At 60.8% G+C, this 16,650-nt stretch carries 13 protein-coding genes and 5 pseudogenes; 15 read left to right on the plus strand and 3 right to left on the minus strand.

All coding sequences use genetic code 11. The features are described from left to right. Positions 1–128, plus strand: a pseudogene (locus tag BZ163_RS35880) (IS110 family transposase); the annotation flags it as partial. Positions 129–142: 14 nt separating this feature from the next. Here the strand turns inward: BZ163_RS35880 and feaR are convergent. From feaR to paaY, 3 genes are all read right to left on the minus strand, one after another. Continuing rightward, positions 143–1,054 (minus strand): transcriptional regulator FeaR, encoded by a 912-nt coding sequence (feaR, locus tag BZ163_RS22740; RefSeq protein ID WP_128872690.1) that lies wholly within the window; start codon positions 1,052–1,054, stop codon positions 143–145. Positions 1,055–1,139: 85 nt separating this feature from the next. Further along, positions 1,140–2,063, minus strand: coding sequence for a phenylacetic acid degradation operon negative regulatory protein PaaX (gene paaX / locus BZ163_RS22745; protein ID WP_128872691.1), 924 nt, complete (start codon positions 2,061–2,063; stop codon positions 1,140–1,142). A gap of 143 nt (positions 2,064–2,206) precedes the next feature. After that, positions 2,207–2,794 (minus strand): phenylacetic acid degradation protein PaaY, encoded by a 588-nt coding sequence (gene paaY, locus BZ163_RS22750; RefSeq protein WP_128872692.1) that lies wholly within the window; start codon positions 2,792–2,794, stop codon positions 2,207–2,209. A 371-nt stretch (positions 2,795–3,165) separates the two neighbouring features. Here paaY and paaF point away from each other — a divergent pair. The 14 genes and pseudogenes from paaF (at position 3,166) to BZ163_RS22820 (ending at position 16,603) form a co-directional block, all read left to right on the plus strand. Then, a pseudogene (gene paaF / locus BZ163_RS22755) lies at positions 3,166–3,938 on the plus strand (2,3-dehydroadipyl-CoA hydratase PaaF). A gap of 55 nt (positions 3,939–3,993) precedes the next feature. Then, on the plus strand, positions 3,994–4,785 hold the full coding sequence (paaG, locus tag BZ163_RS22760; RefSeq protein WP_128872747.1) for a 2-(1,2-epoxy-1,2-dihydrophenyl)acetyl-CoA isomerase PaaG: 792 nt from the start codon (positions 3,994–3,996) through the stop codon (positions 4,783–4,785). Positions 4,786–4,788: 3 nt separating this feature from the next. After that, positions 4,789–6,313, plus strand: a pseudogene (paaH, locus tag BZ163_RS22765) (3-hydroxyacyl-CoA dehydrogenase PaaH). Next, the gene (gene paaI, locus BZ163_RS22770) at positions 6,300–6,749 is read left to right on the plus strand and encodes a hydroxyphenylacetyl-CoA thioesterase PaaI (protein WP_128872693.1); all 450 of its coding nucleotides are present in this window, start codon (positions 6,300–6,302) and stop codon (positions 6,747–6,749) included. Before paaH ends, paaI begins: the two are co-directional and overlap by 14 nt. Then, a pseudogene (gene pcaF, locus BZ163_RS22775) lies at positions 6,742–7,952 on the plus strand (3-oxoadipyl-CoA thiolase). Before paaI ends, pcaF begins: the two are co-directional and overlap by 8 nt. Positions 7,953–8,051: 99 nt before the next feature. Then, positions 8,052–9,377, plus strand: coding sequence for a phenylacetate--CoA ligase PaaK (gene paaK / locus BZ163_RS22780; RefSeq protein ID WP_128872694.1), 1,326 nt, complete (start codon positions 8,052–8,054; stop codon positions 9,375–9,377). 234 nt (positions 9,378–9,611) lie between these two features. After that, positions 9,612–10,601, plus strand: coding sequence for a 1,2-phenylacetyl-CoA epoxidase subunit PaaA (gene paaA, locus BZ163_RS22785; RefSeq protein WP_128872695.1), 990 nt, complete (start codon positions 9,612–9,614; stop codon positions 10,599–10,601). 27 nt (positions 10,602–10,628) lie between these two features. After that, positions 10,629–10,910 (plus strand): 1,2-phenylacetyl-CoA epoxidase subunit PaaB, encoded by a 282-nt coding sequence (gene paaB / locus BZ163_RS22790; protein ID WP_033062041.1) that lies wholly within the window; start codon positions 10,629–10,631, stop codon positions 10,908–10,910. Between the two features lie 8 nt (positions 10,911–10,918). Further along, positions 10,919–11,680 (plus strand): 1,2-phenylacetyl-CoA epoxidase subunit PaaC, encoded by a 762-nt coding sequence (gene paaC, locus BZ163_RS22795; RefSeq protein ID WP_128872696.1) that lies wholly within the window; start codon positions 10,919–10,921, stop codon positions 11,678–11,680. Next, positions 11,667–12,200, plus strand: a complete 534-nt coding sequence (gene paaD, locus BZ163_RS22800) for a 1,2-phenylacetyl-CoA epoxidase subunit PaaD (protein ID WP_128872697.1) — start codon at positions 11,667–11,669, stop codon at positions 12,198–12,200. Before paaC ends, paaD begins: the two co-directional genes overlap by 14 nt. A 33-nt stretch (positions 12,201–12,233) precedes the next feature. Beyond that, a complete protein-coding gene (gene paaE, locus BZ163_RS22805) occupies positions 12,234–13,310 on the plus strand; it encodes a 1,2-phenylacetyl-CoA epoxidase subunit PaaE (protein ID WP_128872698.1) in 1,077 nt (358 codons plus the stop codon). 54 nt (positions 13,311–13,364) lie between these two features. Beyond that, positions 13,365–13,673, plus strand: a complete 309-nt coding sequence (locus BZ163_RS22810) for a DUF485 domain-containing protein (protein WP_128872699.1) — start codon at positions 13,365–13,367, stop codon at positions 13,671–13,673. After that, positions 13,670–15,315: pseudogene (locus BZ163_RS22815) on the plus strand (cation acetate symporter). Before BZ163_RS22810 ends, BZ163_RS22815 begins: the two are co-directional and overlap by 4 nt. A 34-nt stretch (positions 15,316–15,349) precedes the next feature. Continuing rightward, the gene (locus BZ163_RS22820) at positions 15,350–16,603 is read left to right on the plus strand and encodes an OprD family porin (protein ID WP_128872700.1); all 1,254 of its coding nucleotides are present in this window, start codon (positions 15,350–15,352) and stop codon (positions 16,601–16,603) included. Positions 16,604–16,650: the final 47 nt, after the last annotated feature.

Raw genomic sequence — 16,650 nt, forward strand, 5'->3', positions numbered from 1 at the left:
GAGGCTTGGCAAAAACCCAAGCCCTGGTCATCCTCGCCCGCAAGCTGTGCCGGGTGGCATTCGCACTCATGAAAAACCAAAGCGAATACCAGCCGAATTTAAGGTTGCAGGGTTCCCCTGCAACATAGAATCTCCCACAAGGTTAAGCGTGTTGCTTGCGGTACTCACCTGGTGAAATACCGAAGCGGGATTTGAATGCCGTGGAGAAGTAGCTCGAATCGGAAAAGCCCCACGAGTAACCCAGCACCGACAGCTTCTGCTCCATGCCCGACTGGCGCAGGGATTCAGCGCACAAATCCAGTCGGCGATTCTTGATGTAGCGCGCGACCACCAATCCCTTCTTGGCGAACATCCGATACAACCCACGAGTCGACATGCCGACTTCCCGTGCCAGCCATTCCGGGCAGAGGTCTTCCGAGCGGATATGCGCATCAATAAAGCCCAAGGTCTTGCGGAAGATACGTTCTCGCACATCACCGTCTTCGATATGACTGATCGCCGGGCGCAGCAGGCTGACAATGGCCTCCAGGGTCGCTTCGCTTTCTTGCCGGCTGAGGTTTGTCTGGGACGTGGCATCCAGGATCAAGCGGTGAGACAGCATCGCAATCGGGGACGTCCCGACAATCCGGTGACCGCACTTGACCTGATTGAAGCGCAGGGTTTGCTCGACCAGTTGCGACGGCAGAATCAGCGACAATTGCCGGGAGTTTTCACTGTAGGTGAAGTCGCTGGGGCGCGAAGCGTCGATCAGCGTGATGTCACCGGCCGAGAGTAAAACCTTGTTGTCACCCTGGGCCATGCCGGCCGTACCGTCGAGCTGGAACACCGCAAAGTATTTCCCGCCCTCGCCGGCAGCGACTTCCAGTGGCGTGCGGAACAGTCGAGCCTGACAGGCATCAACAAAACTGAGTTTCAGCGCGCCGTCCTGGTGTTCCCGGATATCGCCGGCAAACTCAGCGCCAAGCGGTTGCGCATTAAAGGCGCCACAGATCTGGTTGATCTGATGAATCCACTGATCAAAGCCATCACGGCGCTGTGCAATTGAAGAAATCATGTCGGGCCTCACGCAGGCTTATTTTTATTGTCTACGCCAATCCACAGGTTCTCCTGAACAGTCATTCTCCCTGAACGTTAACGGGCTACTTGAGCCCGCCAAACCGCCGATAGAAACTTTCACCCACGTCCGGCAACGGGCCATCGGCGGTTTCCAGCGCACTGTTCAACCATTCTTCGGCTTTGGCGTAGATCAACCGGTAAATGTTGCGGCACAACTGGCGGGCGGCCCGACCTTCCCAATCACCGGGCAACAACTCATCCGGCAATTGCGGGTCGCGCAACAGCAATTTGCGGTACTCGTGAATAAGCAGAACCCGTGCCAGGAAGCAGTCGGAGGGTTCGAGGTTCTCTTGCTCGCGAAGCGCTTGCCAGAGCGGTCGGAACAGCTGGATGAACTCGCTGTAATGGGTCGCCAGCTCTTCGATGTTCCAGCTCTCGCGCACCTGCAAACGCAGGGCCTTGGAGGCCAGCACGTCCTGCGCGGTGGTTTCGAAGACGATGGTCTCTTCCTGGGCGCCGAGGTCGAGCAAGGTGGCGTTGAGGTCGGCACGGTCGCTGCGCGGACAGGCCAGCACGGCCGGTGAGATCGCACCAAAACCTTGCCACTCGAGTTCTTCTCGCACTTGTTTGCGCTTGTCCTGAGTCAGTTGCGTCAGCATCACCAGGCACCAGGAGCCATCCCACGCCGGCACTGTGGAGCTGTAGACCCGCTTGAAAGCCTTGTCGAAACGCCGGCGACCGGTGCCGGTCAGGCTGTAGTAACTGCGGCGCCCGACTTTCTCGGCAGTCAGCCAGCCTTCCTTGGTCAGACGGAAGATCGAGGTGCGAATCAGCCGCTCGTTGATGCCGATGGGCTCGAGCAATTGAATCAGGCTGCCTAGCCAGACCGTTCCGCCGTGGGGTTCGATGGCATCGCCGTACAACGTGATGATCAAGGAGCTGGCGCGAATCGGCGTCTGCTCCTGGAAGCGGGTAATCAGATGGTTCAACGGTGTCAGGGACGACATGGGCGTACCGAGCTGGAAAAAAGGAAGGAATATACCTAAATCCCTGTGGGAGCGGGCTTGCCCGCGATTGCGGTGTGTCAAATATCGCTTATATCGACTGACAGGACGCTATCGCGGGCAAGCCGCTCCCACAGGAAAACTGTTCAACCCTTGGGCCGCAAACCGCTGTCGCTGATGCGTGGGCGATCGGGTTCCGGTTCGGTCAGCGGCTCGCAGACCTGCATCTGCTCAAGGCAACGCTTGGCGAGTTGCTGATATTCGCGAGTACCCGCCTGCTTCCATGACACTTCCTCATCGCTGAGGCTGCGCTTGACGCTGGCCGGTGCGCCCATCACCAGTGACTGCTCCGGGCATGCGAATCCGGCTTTGACGAAGGCTGCCGCCGAGACGAATGAGCGAGGGCCAATCCGCGCGTTGTCCATCACCACCGCATTCATGCCCACCAGTGCATCGGCACCGATCCGGCAGCCGTGCAACACCGCGCCGTGACCAATATGGCCGTTGCGCTCCACCACCGTGTCGCTGTCCGGAAAGCCGTGCATCACGCAGGTGTCCTGCAGATTGGCGCCCTCCTCCAGCACGATCCGGCCAAAGTCCCCGCGCAGACTGGCCAGCGGCCCGACATAGCAATGGGGGCCGACAATCACGTCACCGATCAGGACGGCCGACGGATGAACGTAAGCAGTGGGGTCAACCACCGGGGTCAAGCCATCGAGGCTGTAGCAAGTCATGGGACGTTCCTTTAAGTGCAATGCCGGGTGTATTTGCAAAGCGATGCCGATATGGGGTCATTTTGTATCACATCGATTTTACCAGCACAAAGACAAAAATCCGTATCACTTAATCACGGCCTTTGATAAAGGCCAGGCAATGCGTCTAGCGCAGCCATCTGAGCTAATAAAACCAGCAATAACTCGCTGTAAAGCCTCCTCAAAAAGCCATCATCCAAACACCACCCACTCATCAATAAGACACATTATTTCCTTTTTATAGTTGTATTTGCGTATCACGTTGTAGGTATACTCAGGCAAAACCGGCCTACCGAGCCGATCCAATAATGAGCCGGCATTACAGCCGAGCGCGCACCGTGAGGGCATCCGCCATGCCTCTAACCCTTGCTGTCGAGTTCATCGAGCCCGGCGTCCGCCTGATTACCCTGCAGCGCCCACAAGCGCTGAACGCCCTGACCACCGAATTGCTCGGTGAACTGGCGGACGAACTCAACGCTGCGCAGGCCGATCCCGACACCCGCGCCGTAGTCCTGACCGGCAGCCGAAAAGCCTTCGCGGCCGGCGCCGACATCAAGGAAATGGCCGAACGCGATCTGGTCGGCATCCTCGACGACCCACGCCAGGCGTCGTGGCAGACCATCACCCGTTTCAACAAACCGCTGATCGCCGCCGTCAATGGCTTCGCCTTGGGCGGTGGCTGCGAACTGGCGATGCACGCCGACATCATCATTGCTGGTGAAGATGCGCGCTTCGGTCAGCCGGAAATCAATCTCGGGATCATGCCCGGCGCCGGTGGCACCCAACGCCTGCTGCGCGCCGTCGGTAAATCCATGGCCATGCAGATGGTCCTGACCGGCGAGGCGATCGACGCCCGCCAGGCCCAACGTGCCGGCCTGGTCAGTGAAGTGACTCAACCGGAATTCACCGTCGAACGCGCCCTGCAAATCGCCCGCAGCATTGCCGGCAAAGCACCGCTGGCCGTGCGTCTGGCCAAGAAGCGCTGCTCAAGGCGATGGACACCGACCTGGCCAGCGGCCTGCGCTTCGAACGCCATGCCTTTACCGTGCTGGCCGGCACCCGCGATCGTGATGAAGGCATCCAGGCCTTTCAGGAAAAGCGCACGCCGGCTTTCACCGGGCAATAACCCGGTCAACCCCAATAAAAAAGAAGCGAACGACCTCTCAGAGAGCGCCATGACCATGAACTTCGAACACATCCTGTTTTCCATCGAGGCCGGCGTCGCCCTGCTCAGCCTCAATCGCCCGGACCAACTCAACAGCTTCAACCCGCAGATGCATGGCGAAGTGAAGGAAGCGCTGAAACAGGTCCGCCAGAATCCCGACGTGCGCGTCTTGCTGCTGACCGGTGAAGGTCGCGGTTTCTGCGCCGGGCAAGACCTCAGCGACCGCAATGTCGCGCCGGGCAGTGCCGTGCCGGATCTGGGCGACTTCATCGAGAAGTTCTACAACCCGCTGATCCGCCAATTACGCGACCTGCCGATGCCGGTGATCTGCGCGGTCAATGGCGTGGCAGCCGGGGCCGGGGCCAACATTCCGCTGGCCTGCGACCTGGTGCTGGCGGCGCGCTCGGCGAGTTTTATTCAAGCCTTCTGCAAGATCGGCCTGATCCCTGATTCCGGTGGCACCTGGACCTTGCCGCGCCTGGTCGGCATGGCCCGCGCCAAGGCCCTGGCCTTGCTGGGTAATCGCTTGAGTGCCGAGCAGGCCGAGCAATGGGGACTGATCTACCGCTGCGTGGATGACGCGGAATTGCGCAATGAAGCCCTGACGCTGGCTCGTCATTTGGCCACGCAACCGACTCACGGACTGGCACTGATCAAGCGCAGCCTGAACGCCAGCCTGAGTAATACATTTGACGAACAGCTGGAGCTGGAAAAAGACCTGCAGCGTCTGGCCGGGCGCAGCGAGGATTACCGTGAAGGCGTCAGCGCCTTCATGGAAAAACGCAGCCCAAGCTTCAAGGGGCGCTGAGTCATGACTGCACTGAACACTAACGCGCGCATCGCGGTGATTGGCGCCGGTGCCATGGGCGCCGGCATTGCGCAGGTCGCCGCACAAGCCGGCCATCCCGTGCTGCTGCACGACAATCGTCCCGGCGCTGCTGAGCAGGCGATCGATGGCATTGACCGACAACTGGGCAAACGCGTCGAAAACGGCAAGCTCTCGGCCGAAGCACGCACTGCAACCATCGCCCGTCTTCAGGCTGTGGAAGCCATCGAAGCGCTGGCCGATTGCGAGCTGATCATCGAAGCGATCGTCGAAAACCTTGAGGTCAAACGCGCCCTGTTCCGCCAGTTGGAAAGCATCTGCGGCGAGCACTGCATTCTCGCCAGCAATACCTCGTCGCTGTCGATCACCAGGCATCGCTGCGCAATTGCATCACCCGCAACGTCTGCTTGGCCTGCACTTCTTCAACCCGGCGCCGGTCATGGCGCTGGTGGAAATCGTCTCAGGCCTGGCCAGCGATCCAGCGCTGGCCGAGTGCCTGTATGACACCGCCAAAGCCTGGGGCAAAAAACCGGTGCACACCCGCTCCACGCCGGGTTTCATCGTCAACCGCGTGGCCCGGCCGTTCTATGCCGAGAGCTTGCGTTTGCTCCAGGAAGGCGCCGCCGATTGCCCGACCCTCGATGCGCTGATGCGCGATGCCGGTGGTTTTGCCATGGGCGCTTTCGAGCTGACAGATCTGATCGGCCATGACGTCAACTATGCCGTGACCTGCTCGGTATTCGACGCCTATTACGGCGACACGCGATTCCTGCCGTCGTTGATCCAGAAAGAACTGGTCGACGCCGGGCGGCTGGGGCGCAAAAGCGGTCAGGGCTTCTATCGCTATGCTGACGGGATCGAGCGTGCGCAGCCCGCCTCGATCAGCAGCGAACGAACCGTTGAAACCTGCGTCGTGGAAGGCGATCTTGGTATTGCTCAGGGGCTTATCCCACGCTTGCGCGAACACGGCGTCGAGGTCATTGCGCGCGACGGCCGAGGTTTGCTGCGGGTCGGCGACGCGTTGCTGGCGTTGAGCGACGGGCGCATGGCCAGTCAACGGGCCAATGATGACGGCCTGCGCAATCTGATCCTGCTGGATCTGGCGTTCGACTACGGCAAAGCCACCCGAATCGCTATCAGCTGTTCGGCAGGCATCGATCCATCCGCTCTCGAACAAGGTGTCGCGTTGCTGCAACGGGCCGGCCTCAAAATCAGCCTGCTCAGCGACAGCCCGGCCCTCGCCGTGTTGCGCACCGTCGCCATGCTCGCCAACGAAGCCGCCGATGCCCTGCTGCAAGGCGTTGCCTCGGCCATCGACATCGATCTGGCGATGCGCGCCGGGGTCAATTACCCCCAAGGCCCGCTGGCCTGGGCCGATGCCATCGGGCTTTCGCAGATCCTCACCGTGCTGGAACACCTGCAAGCCAGTTACGGCGAAGAACGTTATCGGCCGTCGCTGCTGTTGCGCCGTCGGGTCGCTGAAGGAAGGACATTCCATGACAAACCATGAAGCAATGAATCTGGCCAGCAACTGCGCGCAAGCGATGTTCAAGCGCGACGCCGCCAGCCAGGCCATGGGCATGCGCCTGCTCTCAGCAGCGCCCGGTTGTGCTCGCGTTGGGATGAACGTGCGCGCCGAGATGATTCAGGGCCACGGCACCTGCCATGGCGGCTACCTGTTTGCACTGGCCGACTCGGCGTTTGCCTTTGCCTGCAACAGCTACAACGAGGCCACGGTAGCCATCGGTTGCAGCATCGACTACATCGCCCCGGCACGCCTGGGCGACACCTTGACGGCCGATTGCACCGAGCAAAGCCGTTCCGGTCGCACCGGTAACTACGACGTACGCATTGAAAACCAACAGGGCCAACTGATCGCCCTGTTCCATGGCAAATCCTACAAAGTGCGCGGCACTGTGCTGACGCAGGAGAACCCGAATGAATGACGCCTTGATCATCGATGCGGTGCGGACCCCGATCGGCCGCTACGCCGGAGCCTTGAGCAGCGTGCGCGCCGACGACCTCGGCGCGGTGCCGCTGCGCGAACTGCTGCGCCGTCACCCGCAGGTCGACTGGAATGCCGTGACGATGTGATCTACGGCTGTGCCAACCAGGCCGGCGAAGACAATCGCAACGTCGCGCGCATGTCGGCGCTGCTGGCCGGGTTGCCGGTCAGCGTGCCGGGCACCACCCTCAACCGTTTGTGCGGTTCCGGGCTGGATGCCATCGGCACCGCCGCCCGGGCAATTCGCTGCGGCGAGGCCGGGCTGATGCTGGTCGGCGGCGTGGAATCGATGTCCCGTGCACCGCTGGTGATGCCCAAGGCCGAACAGGCGTTTTCCCGCGACGCTCAGATCTACGACACCACCATCGGCTGGCGCTTCGTCAATCCGCTGATGAAAAAAACCTATGGCATCGACTCCATGCCGGAGACCGCCGAGAACGTCGCCGAGCAGTTCAACATTTCTCGCTCCGACCAGGACGCCTTTGCCCTGCGGCAGCCAGCAGCGCCGCCGCGCAGCCCAGGCCAGCGGCCGCTTCGCCAAAGAAATCGTCGCGGTAGAAATCCCCCAGCGCAAAGGCCCGGCCAAAGTAGTCGAGCACGACGAACACCCGCGCGGCGATACCACGCTTGAGCAATTACAGAAGCTTGGCACGCCGTTTCGCGAAGGCGGCAGCATCACCGCCGGCAACGCGTCCGGGGTCAACGATGGGGCTTGCGCACTGTTGCTGGCCAGCCCGGAAGTCGCTAAACGCCACGGCCTGAAGGCTCGCGGCCGGGTCGTCGCCATGGCCACCGCCGGCGTCGAACCCCGCATCATGGGCATCGGCCCGGTGCCGGCAACGCGCAAGGTACTGGAACTGGCCAACCTGAGCCTCGCCGACATGACGTGATCGAACTCAACGAAGCCTTTGCCGCACAAGGTCTGGCGGTGCTGCGCGAACTCGGCCTGAGCGACACCGATGCACGCGTAAACCCGAACGGCGGCGCGATTGCCCTCGGTCATCCGCTGGGCATGAGCGGCGCGCGGCTGGTGACCACCGCCTTGCACGAATTGGAAGAGCGCCAGGGTCGCTACGCCTTGTGCACCATGTGCATCGGCGTTGGCCAAGGCATTGCGCTGATCATTGAGCGCCTGTCCGACTAAAGAACCGCGATTCCCGAGGAGCCGAGAGGTATCCTAGGGGCATGCACTCTAAGCCCTTGTGCGAAAGGGCTGAAACACAAAAATAATTCGAGTGAAGTTATGAACATGCCAATTGCCAACGCCGTGCTTGATCCAGTGCTGGACCCGATTGAAACCGCCAGCATCGACGAACTGCGTCAGCACCAGCTGGATCGGCTGCGCTGGAGCCTGAAACACGCGTACCAGAACGTGCCGCTGTACCGTCAACGCTTCGATGCGCTGGGCGTGCACCCTGATGACATCAAGTCGCTGGAAGACTTGGCGAAGTTTCCTTTCACCACCAAATCCGACCTGCGCGACAACTACCCCTACGGCATGTTCGCCGTGCCGATGCATGACGTCGTGCGCCTGCATGCTTCCAGTGGCACCACCGGCAAACCGACTGTCGTCGGCTACACCCAGAACGACATCGACACCTGGGCCAACGTGGTCGCCCGCTCGATCCGCGCGGCGGGTGGCCGACGTGGCGACAAAGTGCATATTTCCTATGGTTACGGCCTGTTCACCGGCGGACTCGGCGCCCACTACGGTGCTGAGCGCCTGGGTTGCACGGTGATTCCAATGTCCGGCGGGCAGACCGAGAAACAGGTGCAGCTGATCAAGGATTTCCAACCAGACATCATCATGGTCACCCCGTCGTACATGCTTAACATCGCCGATGAAATCGAGCGTCAGGGCATCGACCCGCACAAACTGGCCCTGCGCCTGGGCATCTTCGGCGCCGAACCCTGGACCGCCGAACTGCGCAGCGCCATCGAAGCGCGCCTGGGCATTACCGCCCTGGACATCTACGGCCTCTCGGAGATCATGGGGCCAGGCGTCGCCATGGAATGCGCGGAAACCAAGGACGGGCCGACGATCTGGGAAGACCACTTCTACCCGGAAATCATTGATCCGGTCACGGGTGACGTGCTGCCGGACGGGCAGATGGGCGAACTGGTGTTTACGTCGCTGAGTAAAGAAGCGTTGCCGATGATCCGATATCGCACCCGCGACCTGACGCGTCTGTTGCCGGGCACTGCGCGGCCGATGCGGCGTATCGACAAGATCACTGGGCGCAGCGATGACATGCTGATCATTCGCGGGGTTAACGTGTTTCCGACGCAGATCGAGGAACAGGTGCTGAAAATCAAACAGCTTTCGGAGTGTTATGAGATTCATCTGTATCGCAATGGCAACCTGGACAGCGTGGATGTGCATGTGGAGCTGAAGGCTGAGCATCAGCATCTGGGAGAAGATCAGCAGAGCGCTGTCGCCGCCGAGTTGAGTCGGCATATCAAGACGTATATCGGGATCAGTACGCGGATCGTTTTGCAGCCTCTGCATTCGATCAAGCGGTCTGAGGGCAAGGCTTGTCACGTGTTGGACAAACGCCCGAAAGCATGACTGCTGCACCCTTTGCGGCCCCGCTTTTTGCGGGGTTTTTTTTTGGGTTTTTTTTTGTACATATCCGTTACCGAAAAAATGGATATACACACATAACAACCTCTCCCAAAGCGACCACTCATCCCGAAGCGATACAAAAACACATACGACACGTTATTTTGTGTTTGATATTAATTTATGTATCGCTTATAAAGTTCTCCATGCCATCAAGAAGATTCACGGCGGGAGCCCCCCATGTACGCACAGCTCGTAGAAACCGGCATCAAGCGCATAAAAGACCTGTCGGAGATGTCTGACCAGGAACGCGCCTTCCAGGAAAAAATCGATTCAGAAATCAAGATCGAAGCCAAAAACTGGATGCCCGATGCCTATCGCCAAACCCTCATCCGGCAGATCTCCCAGCACGCCCACTCCGAAATCGTCGGCATGCTGCCCGAAGGCAACTGGGTCACCCGCGCGCCATCGCTCAAACGCAAACTGCAACTGATGGCGAAGATTCAGGACGAAGCCGGCCACGGCTTGTACCTCTACAGCGCCATGGAAACCCTAGGCGCCGACCGCGATGAAGAAATCGCCAAGCTGCACAGCGGCAAAGCCAAGTATTCGAGCATCTTCAACTACCCGACGTTGAACTGGGCCGACATGGGCGCCGTGGGCTGGTTGGTGGACGGCGCTGCGATCGTCAATCAGGTAGTCCTGCAGCGCACCTCTTATGGCCCCTACTCCCGGGCCATGGTGCGGATCTGCAAGGAAGAGAGCTTTCACCAGCGCCAGGGCTACGAAATCCTCCTGACCATGATGCGTCACGGCAACCAGGCGCAGAAAGACATGGTCCAGGACGCGATCAACCGTCTGTGGTGGCCGTCGCTGATGATGTTCGGCCCGAGCGACGAACACTCGCCAAACAGCGCCCAGTCCATGGCCTGGAAAATCAAACGCCAGAGCAACGACGAACTGCGCCAGCGCTTCATCGACCAGACCATCCCACAGTTGGAACTGCTGGGCTGCACCTGCCCCGACCCGGACTTGAAGTGGAATGCAGAGCGCGGCCATTACGACTTCGGCGAAATCCAGTGGAATGAATTCTACGAAGTGCTGAAGGGTAACGGCCCGTGCAACCAGGAACGCGTTGCAACCCGTCGCAAAGCCATTGAAGACGGTGCCTGGGTCCGCGAAGCCGCAGTCGCTCACGCTCGCAAACAACAAAACAAGAACGCCGCCTGATCGGCCACCTGATGTGGAGTCACTGATATGTCTGAATGGACCCTTTTCGAAGTCTTCGTGCGCAGCAAGCACGGCCTCAACCACAAGCATGTCGGCAGCGTGCATGCCGCCGACACCACCATGGCCATCGAGAACGCGCGCGAGTTGTACACCCGCCGCAGCGAAGGCGTGAGCCTGTGGGTGGTGCCCTCGGCGTTGATCACCGCGTCGTCGCCCGATGAAAAAGACCCGCTGTTCGACCCGGCAGACGACAAGGTTTATCGCCACGCCAGCTTCTACGAGTTGCCACCTGAAGTCGGGCACATGTGAGGTCGACCATGAACAACAACACAGATCTGATCGAATACCTGCTGCGCCTCGGCGACAGCGCCCTGATCCAGGGCCAGCGCCTGTGCCAATGGTGCGGCAAGGCCCCGGCGCTGGAAGAAGAACTGGCGCTGATGAACGTTGGCCTCGACCTGGTGGGCCAGGCACGCAACTGGCTGGAATACGCCGCCGAACTGCTCAACGACGGTCGCGACGCCGATCACCTGGCGTTCCGTCGCGATGAGCGCGCCTATCGCAACCTGCTGCTGGTGGAACAACCCAACGGCGACTACGCGGTGACCATCCTCAAGCAATTCCTCTACGACGCCTGGCACCTGCAAGTACTCAGCGGCCTGAGCCAGTCCAGCGATGAGCGCATCGCCGGCATTGCCGCCAAAGCCGTGAAGGAAGTCACCTATCACCTGCGCCGTTCCGGTGAATGGGTTGAGCGTCTGGGTGACGGCACCGAGGAAAGTCATCGGCGCATGCTCGCGGCCATCCCTGAGGTTTGGCGTTTCACGGTCGAGCTGACCAGTGCCGACGACAGCGAACAACGCCTGTGCGATGCCGGCGTCACCCCGGACGCTGCGCAAGTCGCCGCGGCCTGGCAAGCCAGGGTCAGCGAGATTTTCGCCAGCGCCACCCTGCCCGTGCCAGCCGCACCGAGCTATTTCTACCTGAATGCCCGCCGCGGTTTGCACACCGAACACCTGGGCATTCTGCTGGCCGAGATGCAATCACTGCCACGAGCGTACCCCGATGCAACCTGGTGAACTGATCGCCAGCGACCAGGGCGCACGGCTGGCTCAGCCAACCGACCTGGCCGCTGCCTGGGCGACGTTGGCGCACGTCATGGACCCGGAAGTGCCGGTGGTCAGCGTCGTCGACCTGGGCATCGTTCGCGATCTCGACTGGCAGGCCGGGCACCTGCACGTAGTGGTCACGCCGACCTACTCCGGTTGCCCCGCCACCGAAGTGATCGAAAGCGATATTCGCGAGGCGCTGGAGCTCGCCGGGTTCAAGGCGCCACACCTGGAACGCAAATTGACCCCGGCCTGGACCACTGACTGGATCACCGACAGCGGTCGCGAACGCCTTCGCGCCTACGGCATTGCGCCGCCCGATGGAAGCACCAGCAAGCGCAGTCTGCTCGGCGAAAGCCCGGTAATCGTTTGCCCGCAATGCGGCAGTGCGCACACCGAAGTGCTCAGCGAGTTCGGCTCAACCGCCTGCAAGGCGCTCTACCGCTGCGTCGATTGCCGGGAACCGTTCGACTATTTCAAATGCATCTGAGCGGCGATCGGCCGTCCCAGCTGGAGAACAATAATGAGTAAATTTCACAGCCTGACCATCAAGGACGTGCGCACCGAGACCCGTGACGCGGTGTCCATCGCCTTCGAGATTCCGCAGCACCTGCAAGACAGTTTTCACTTCACCCAGGGCCAACACCTGGTGATGCGCACACAGATGGACGGCGAAGAAGTGCGCCGGTCCTACTCGATCTGCACCGGGGTCAACGACGGTGAACTGCGCGTCGCCATCAAGCGCGTGGCGGGTGGACGTTTCTCGGCGTTCGCCAATGAGCAGTTGAAGGCCGGGCACAGCCTGGAGGTGATGCCGCCAGCCGGGCACTTTCATGTCGAACTCGACCCGACCCGCCATGGCAACTACCTCGCGGTCGCGGCGGGCAGCGGTATCACGCCGATCCTGTCGATCATCAAGACCACCCTGCAAACCGAGCCGCACAGCCGTGTCACGCTGTTGTACGGCAACCGTTCCAGCTCCGGCGCGTTGTTTCGCGAACAACTCGAAGACCTGAAAAACCGCTACCTGCAGCGTTTGAACCTGATCTTCGTGTTCAGTCGCGAACAGCAGGATGTCGACCTGTACAACGGTCGAATCAACGCCGAGAAATGCGAGCAACTGTTCTCCCGCTGGCTCGACGTCAAAGCCCTCGATGCCGCGTTCATCTGCGGCCCGCAGGAGATGACCGAAACCGTGCGCGACAGCCTGAAAGCCAAAGGCATGCCGCACGAACGCATCCATTTCGAACTGTTTGCCGCTGTCGGCAGCCAGCAGAAACGCGAGGCCCGCGAGGCGGCTCGGCAGGTTGATGCCGCCGTTAGCCAGATCACCGTCATCAGCGACGGCCGCGCGTTGGCGTTCGACCTGCCGCGCAATAGCCAAAGCATCCTTGACGCCGGCAACGCCCAAGGCGCCGAACTGCCTTACTCGTGCAAGGCCGGTGTGTGCTCGACGTGCAAATGCAAGGTCATCGAAGGCGAAGTGGAAATGGACAGCAACCACGCGCTGGAAGACTACGAAGTGGCTGCCGGCTATGTGCTGTCGTGCCAGGCATTCCCGATCAGCGACAAGGTCGTACTGGATTTCGATCAGCTCTGATTTTCAGCCCCACCCGCTTCACCCCACAACAAAAACAACAACAGAGAGCGCGCCATGTCACCCAAAGACGTAGAACTCATCCGCCAGAACCCTGACTTCATCCAGTTGGTACGCCGCAAACAGAACCTGTATTGGTCGCTGTCGCTGATCATGCTGGTGATCTATTTCGGCTTTGTCTTGCTGGTGGCGTTCTCCCCCGCCACCCTCGGCCAATCCCTCAGTGGCGGGGTGACCACTGTAGGTATGTTGGTGGGTGTGGTGATCGTGGTACTGGCGTTCGCACTGACCGGCTTCTACGTCTACCGCGCCAACAACGTGATCGATCCGCTCAACGAAAAGCTGAAACAGGAGTGCGCCCGATGAGCCGGTTCCTGGGGTTATTCCTGCTGCCTCTGGCCTTCGTCGCTGACTTTGCGGCAGCGGCCGACGGCGCGTCCCGCCCGCTGAACTGGAACGCGATCGGCATGTTCCTGGTGTTCGTGCTGTTCACCCTTGGTGTGACGCGCTGGGCCGCGCTGCGTACCCGTTCCGCCAGCGATTTCTACACCGCTGGCGGTGGCATGACCGGTTTCCAGAACGGTCTGGCGATTGCCGGCGACATGATTTCCGCGGCGTCCTTCCTGGGCATCTCGGCGATGATGTTCCTCAATGGCTATGACGGCTTGCTCTACGCGCTGGGCGTACTGGCGGGCTGGCCGATCATTCTGTTCCTGATCGCCGAACGTCTGCGCAACCTCGGCAAATACACCTTTGCCGACGTCGTTTCCTATCGCCTGGAACAAACCCCGGTGCGCCTGACCTCAGCCTTCGGCACCTTGACCGTGGCCCTGATGTACCTGGTGGCGCAGATGGTCGCGCCGGCAAACTGATCGAGTTGTTGTTCGGTATCGACTACCTCTACGCCGTCATGCTGGTCGGCGTGCTGATGGTGTTCTACGTGACCTTCGGCGGCATGCTCGCCACCACTTGGGTGCAGATCATCAAGGCCGTGATGCTGCTGTTCGGCACCACGTTCATGGCGTTCATGGTGCTCAAGCATTTCGGTTTCAGCACCGAAGCAATGTTCGCCGGGGCCACTGCCGTGCACGCCAAAGGCAACGCGATCATGGCGCCTGGCGGTTTGCTGTCGAACCCGATCGATGCAATCTCCCTGGGCCTGGGCATGATGTTCGGCACCGCTGGCCTGCCGCATATCCTGATGCGTTTTTTCACCGTCAGCGATGCCAAGGAAGCGCGTAAAAGCGTGTTTTACGCCACCGGTTTTATCGGCTACTTCTACTTGCTGCTGATCATCGTCGGCTTCGGCGCAATCGTCATGGTCGGCACCGATCCGGCGTTCCGCGATGCCAACGGCGCGATCATCGGCGGCGGCAACATGATCGCCGTGCACCTGGCCCAGGCCGTGGGCGGCAACCTGTTCCTTGGATTCATCTCGGCGGTCGCCTTCGCCACCATTCTCGCGGTGGTTGCCGGGTTGGCGTTGTCCGGCGCCTCGGCGGTGTCCCACGATTTGTATGCCTGTGTGATGCGCAAGGGCCAGGCCAGCGAACAGCAGGAAATTCGTGTGTCGCGGATCGCCACGCTGTGCATCGGTGTCCTGGCGATCATCCTCGGCCTGTTATTTGAATCGCAGAACATTGCCTTCCTCTCTGGCCTGGTGCTGGCCATCGCCGCCTCGGTGAATTTCCCGGTGCTGTTCCTCTCGATGTACTGGAAAGGCCTGACCACTCGCGGTGCGGTGACCGGCAGTCTGGCAGGGCTGACCTCAGCGATTGTCCTGCTGGTGCTGAGCCCGGCGGTGTGGGTCAACGTGCTGCATCACGACAAGGCGCTGTTCCCCTACTCCAACCCGGCGTTGTTCTCCATGAGCCTGGCGTTCTTCAGCGCCTGGTTTTTTTCGGTCACCGACACGTCCCCGCGTGCAGCCCTTGAGCGTGGCCGTTATCTGGCGCAGTTCATCCGTTCGATGACCGGCATCGGTGCCTCCGGCGCCAGCAAGCACTAAACAACGACCGATCCGATGCAAGGGAATAAAAACAATGAAGCCCGCTCGTACCGCACCTTACGAATCACTGTTTACGTTAGCCGCCGCATTGAGCCTGCCCATGGTTGCACCCTGCGCCATGGCCGACTTCATCGACGACAGCAAGGCCCGTATTGAAATGCGCAACCACTACATCAATCGCGATTTCCGTCAGGACAACGCGCCGCAATCCAAGGCCGAGGAATGGGCTCAGGGCTTCACCGCGCGCGTCGAGTCCGGGTTCACCGACGGCACATTCGGCTTCGGTCTCGACGCGCTTGGGGAGTTGGGGCTGAAACTCGACTCCAGCCAGGATCGCCGTGGCACCGGGCTGCTGCCCTATGGCCAGCACAGCCATGAGCCGGCTGACGAGTTCAGCCAACTGGGGCTGACCGGCAAGCTGCGCGTATCCAAGAGCGTGTTGAAACTCGGCACCCTGCAACCCTTGCTGCCGGTGGCGACCTACAACGATACCCGCCTGCTGGGTTCGACCTTTGAGGGCGGCTTGCTGACCAGCCAGGAAATCAGTGGCCTGACGGTCAATGCCGGGCGCCTGACCAAGGCCAACCTGCGGGACTCTTCCAGCAACGATGACATCGGTTACGGCGCCGCCAGCAGTGATCACTTCGACTTTGCCGGCGGCAGCTACGCCTTCAGCCCGCAGCTGAACCTGAGCTATTACTACGGCAAGCTTGATCAAATTTATCGTCAGCAGTTCGTCGGGCTGGTGCATACCCAGCCGCTGGGCAACGGTTTCAACCTGCGCAGCGACGTGCGTTATTTCGATAGCCGAGGGGATGGCGTCGAGCGCGCCGGGCGTATCGACAACCGCAATTTCAACAGCATGTTCACCGTGTCCCACGGTGCCCATAAGGTCAGTGCCACCTACCAGCAGTTGTCCGGCGACAGCGCCTTCCCGTTCCTCAACGGTGGCGATCCGTACGTGGTCAACCTGGTGACCTACAACACCTACACCCGCGCCGACGAAGACTCCTGGCAGCTGCGTTACGACTATGACTTCGCAGCGCAAGGCATCCCCGGCCTGACGTTCATGACGCGCTACACCGACGGTCGCCACGTCAAGGCCGGCAGTGTCGACAACGGCCGTGAGCGCGAGCGCGACACCGACATCAGTTACGTCATTCAGAGCGGCGTGTTCAAGGACGTCAGCCTGCGCTGGCGCAACGTGACCTTCCGCTCCGGCAATGGCTTGACCACCGACCTCGACGAGAACCGGCTGATTGTCGGTTACACCCTGGCACTTTGGTAATCCCTGAATGGCGCGGTCACGGCCGCGCCAACACCTTTCATAACCTG

This window comes from Pseudomonas sp. VI4.1, from assembly GCF_002029345.1.
Classification (GTDB): domain Bacteria; phylum Pseudomonadota; class Gammaproteobacteria; order Pseudomonadales; family Pseudomonadaceae; genus Aquipseudomonas.

Coding starts and splice junctions, on each gene's coding strand:
- feaR (WP_128872690.1), bottom strand. CDS start 1,054: ATGATTTCTTCAATTGCACAGCGCCGTGATGGCTTTGATCAGTGGATT.
- paaX (WP_128872691.1), bottom strand. CDS start 2,063: ATGTCGTCCCTGACACCGTTGAACCATCTGATTACCCGCTTCCAGGAG.
- paaY (WP_128872692.1), bottom strand. CDS start 2,794: ATGACTTGCTACAGCCTCGATGGCTTGACCCCGGTGGTTGACCCCACT.
- paaG (WP_128872747.1), top strand. CDS start 3,994: ATGAACTTCGAACACATCCTGTTTTCCATCGAGGCCGGCGTCGCCCTG.
- paaI (WP_128872693.1), top strand. CDS start 6,300: ATGACAAACCATGAAGCAATGAATCTGGCCAGCAACTGCGCGCAAGCG.
- paaK (WP_128872694.1), top strand. CDS start 8,052: ATGAACATGCCAATTGCCAACGCCGTGCTTGATCCAGTGCTGGACCCG.
- paaA (WP_128872695.1), top strand. CDS start 9,612: ATGTACGCACAGCTCGTAGAAACCGGCATCAAGCGCATAAAAGACCTG.
- paaB (WP_033062041.1), top strand. CDS start 10,629: ATGTCTGAATGGACCCTTTTCGAAGTCTTCGTGCGCAGCAAGCACGGC.
- paaC (WP_128872696.1), top strand. CDS start 10,919: ATGAACAACAACACAGATCTGATCGAATACCTGCTGCGCCTCGGCGAC.
- paaD (WP_128872697.1), top strand. CDS start 11,667: ATGCAACCTGGTGAACTGATCGCCAGCGACCAGGGCGCACGGCTGGCT.
- paaE (WP_128872698.1), top strand. CDS start 12,234: ATGAGTAAATTTCACAGCCTGACCATCAAGGACGTGCGCACCGAGACC.
- BZ163_RS22810 (WP_128872699.1), top strand. CDS start 13,365: ATGTCACCCAAAGACGTAGAACTCATCCGCCAGAACCCTGACTTCATC.
- BZ163_RS22820 (WP_128872700.1), top strand. CDS start 15,350: ATGAAGCCCGCTCGTACCGCACCTTACGAATCACTGTTTACGTTAGCC.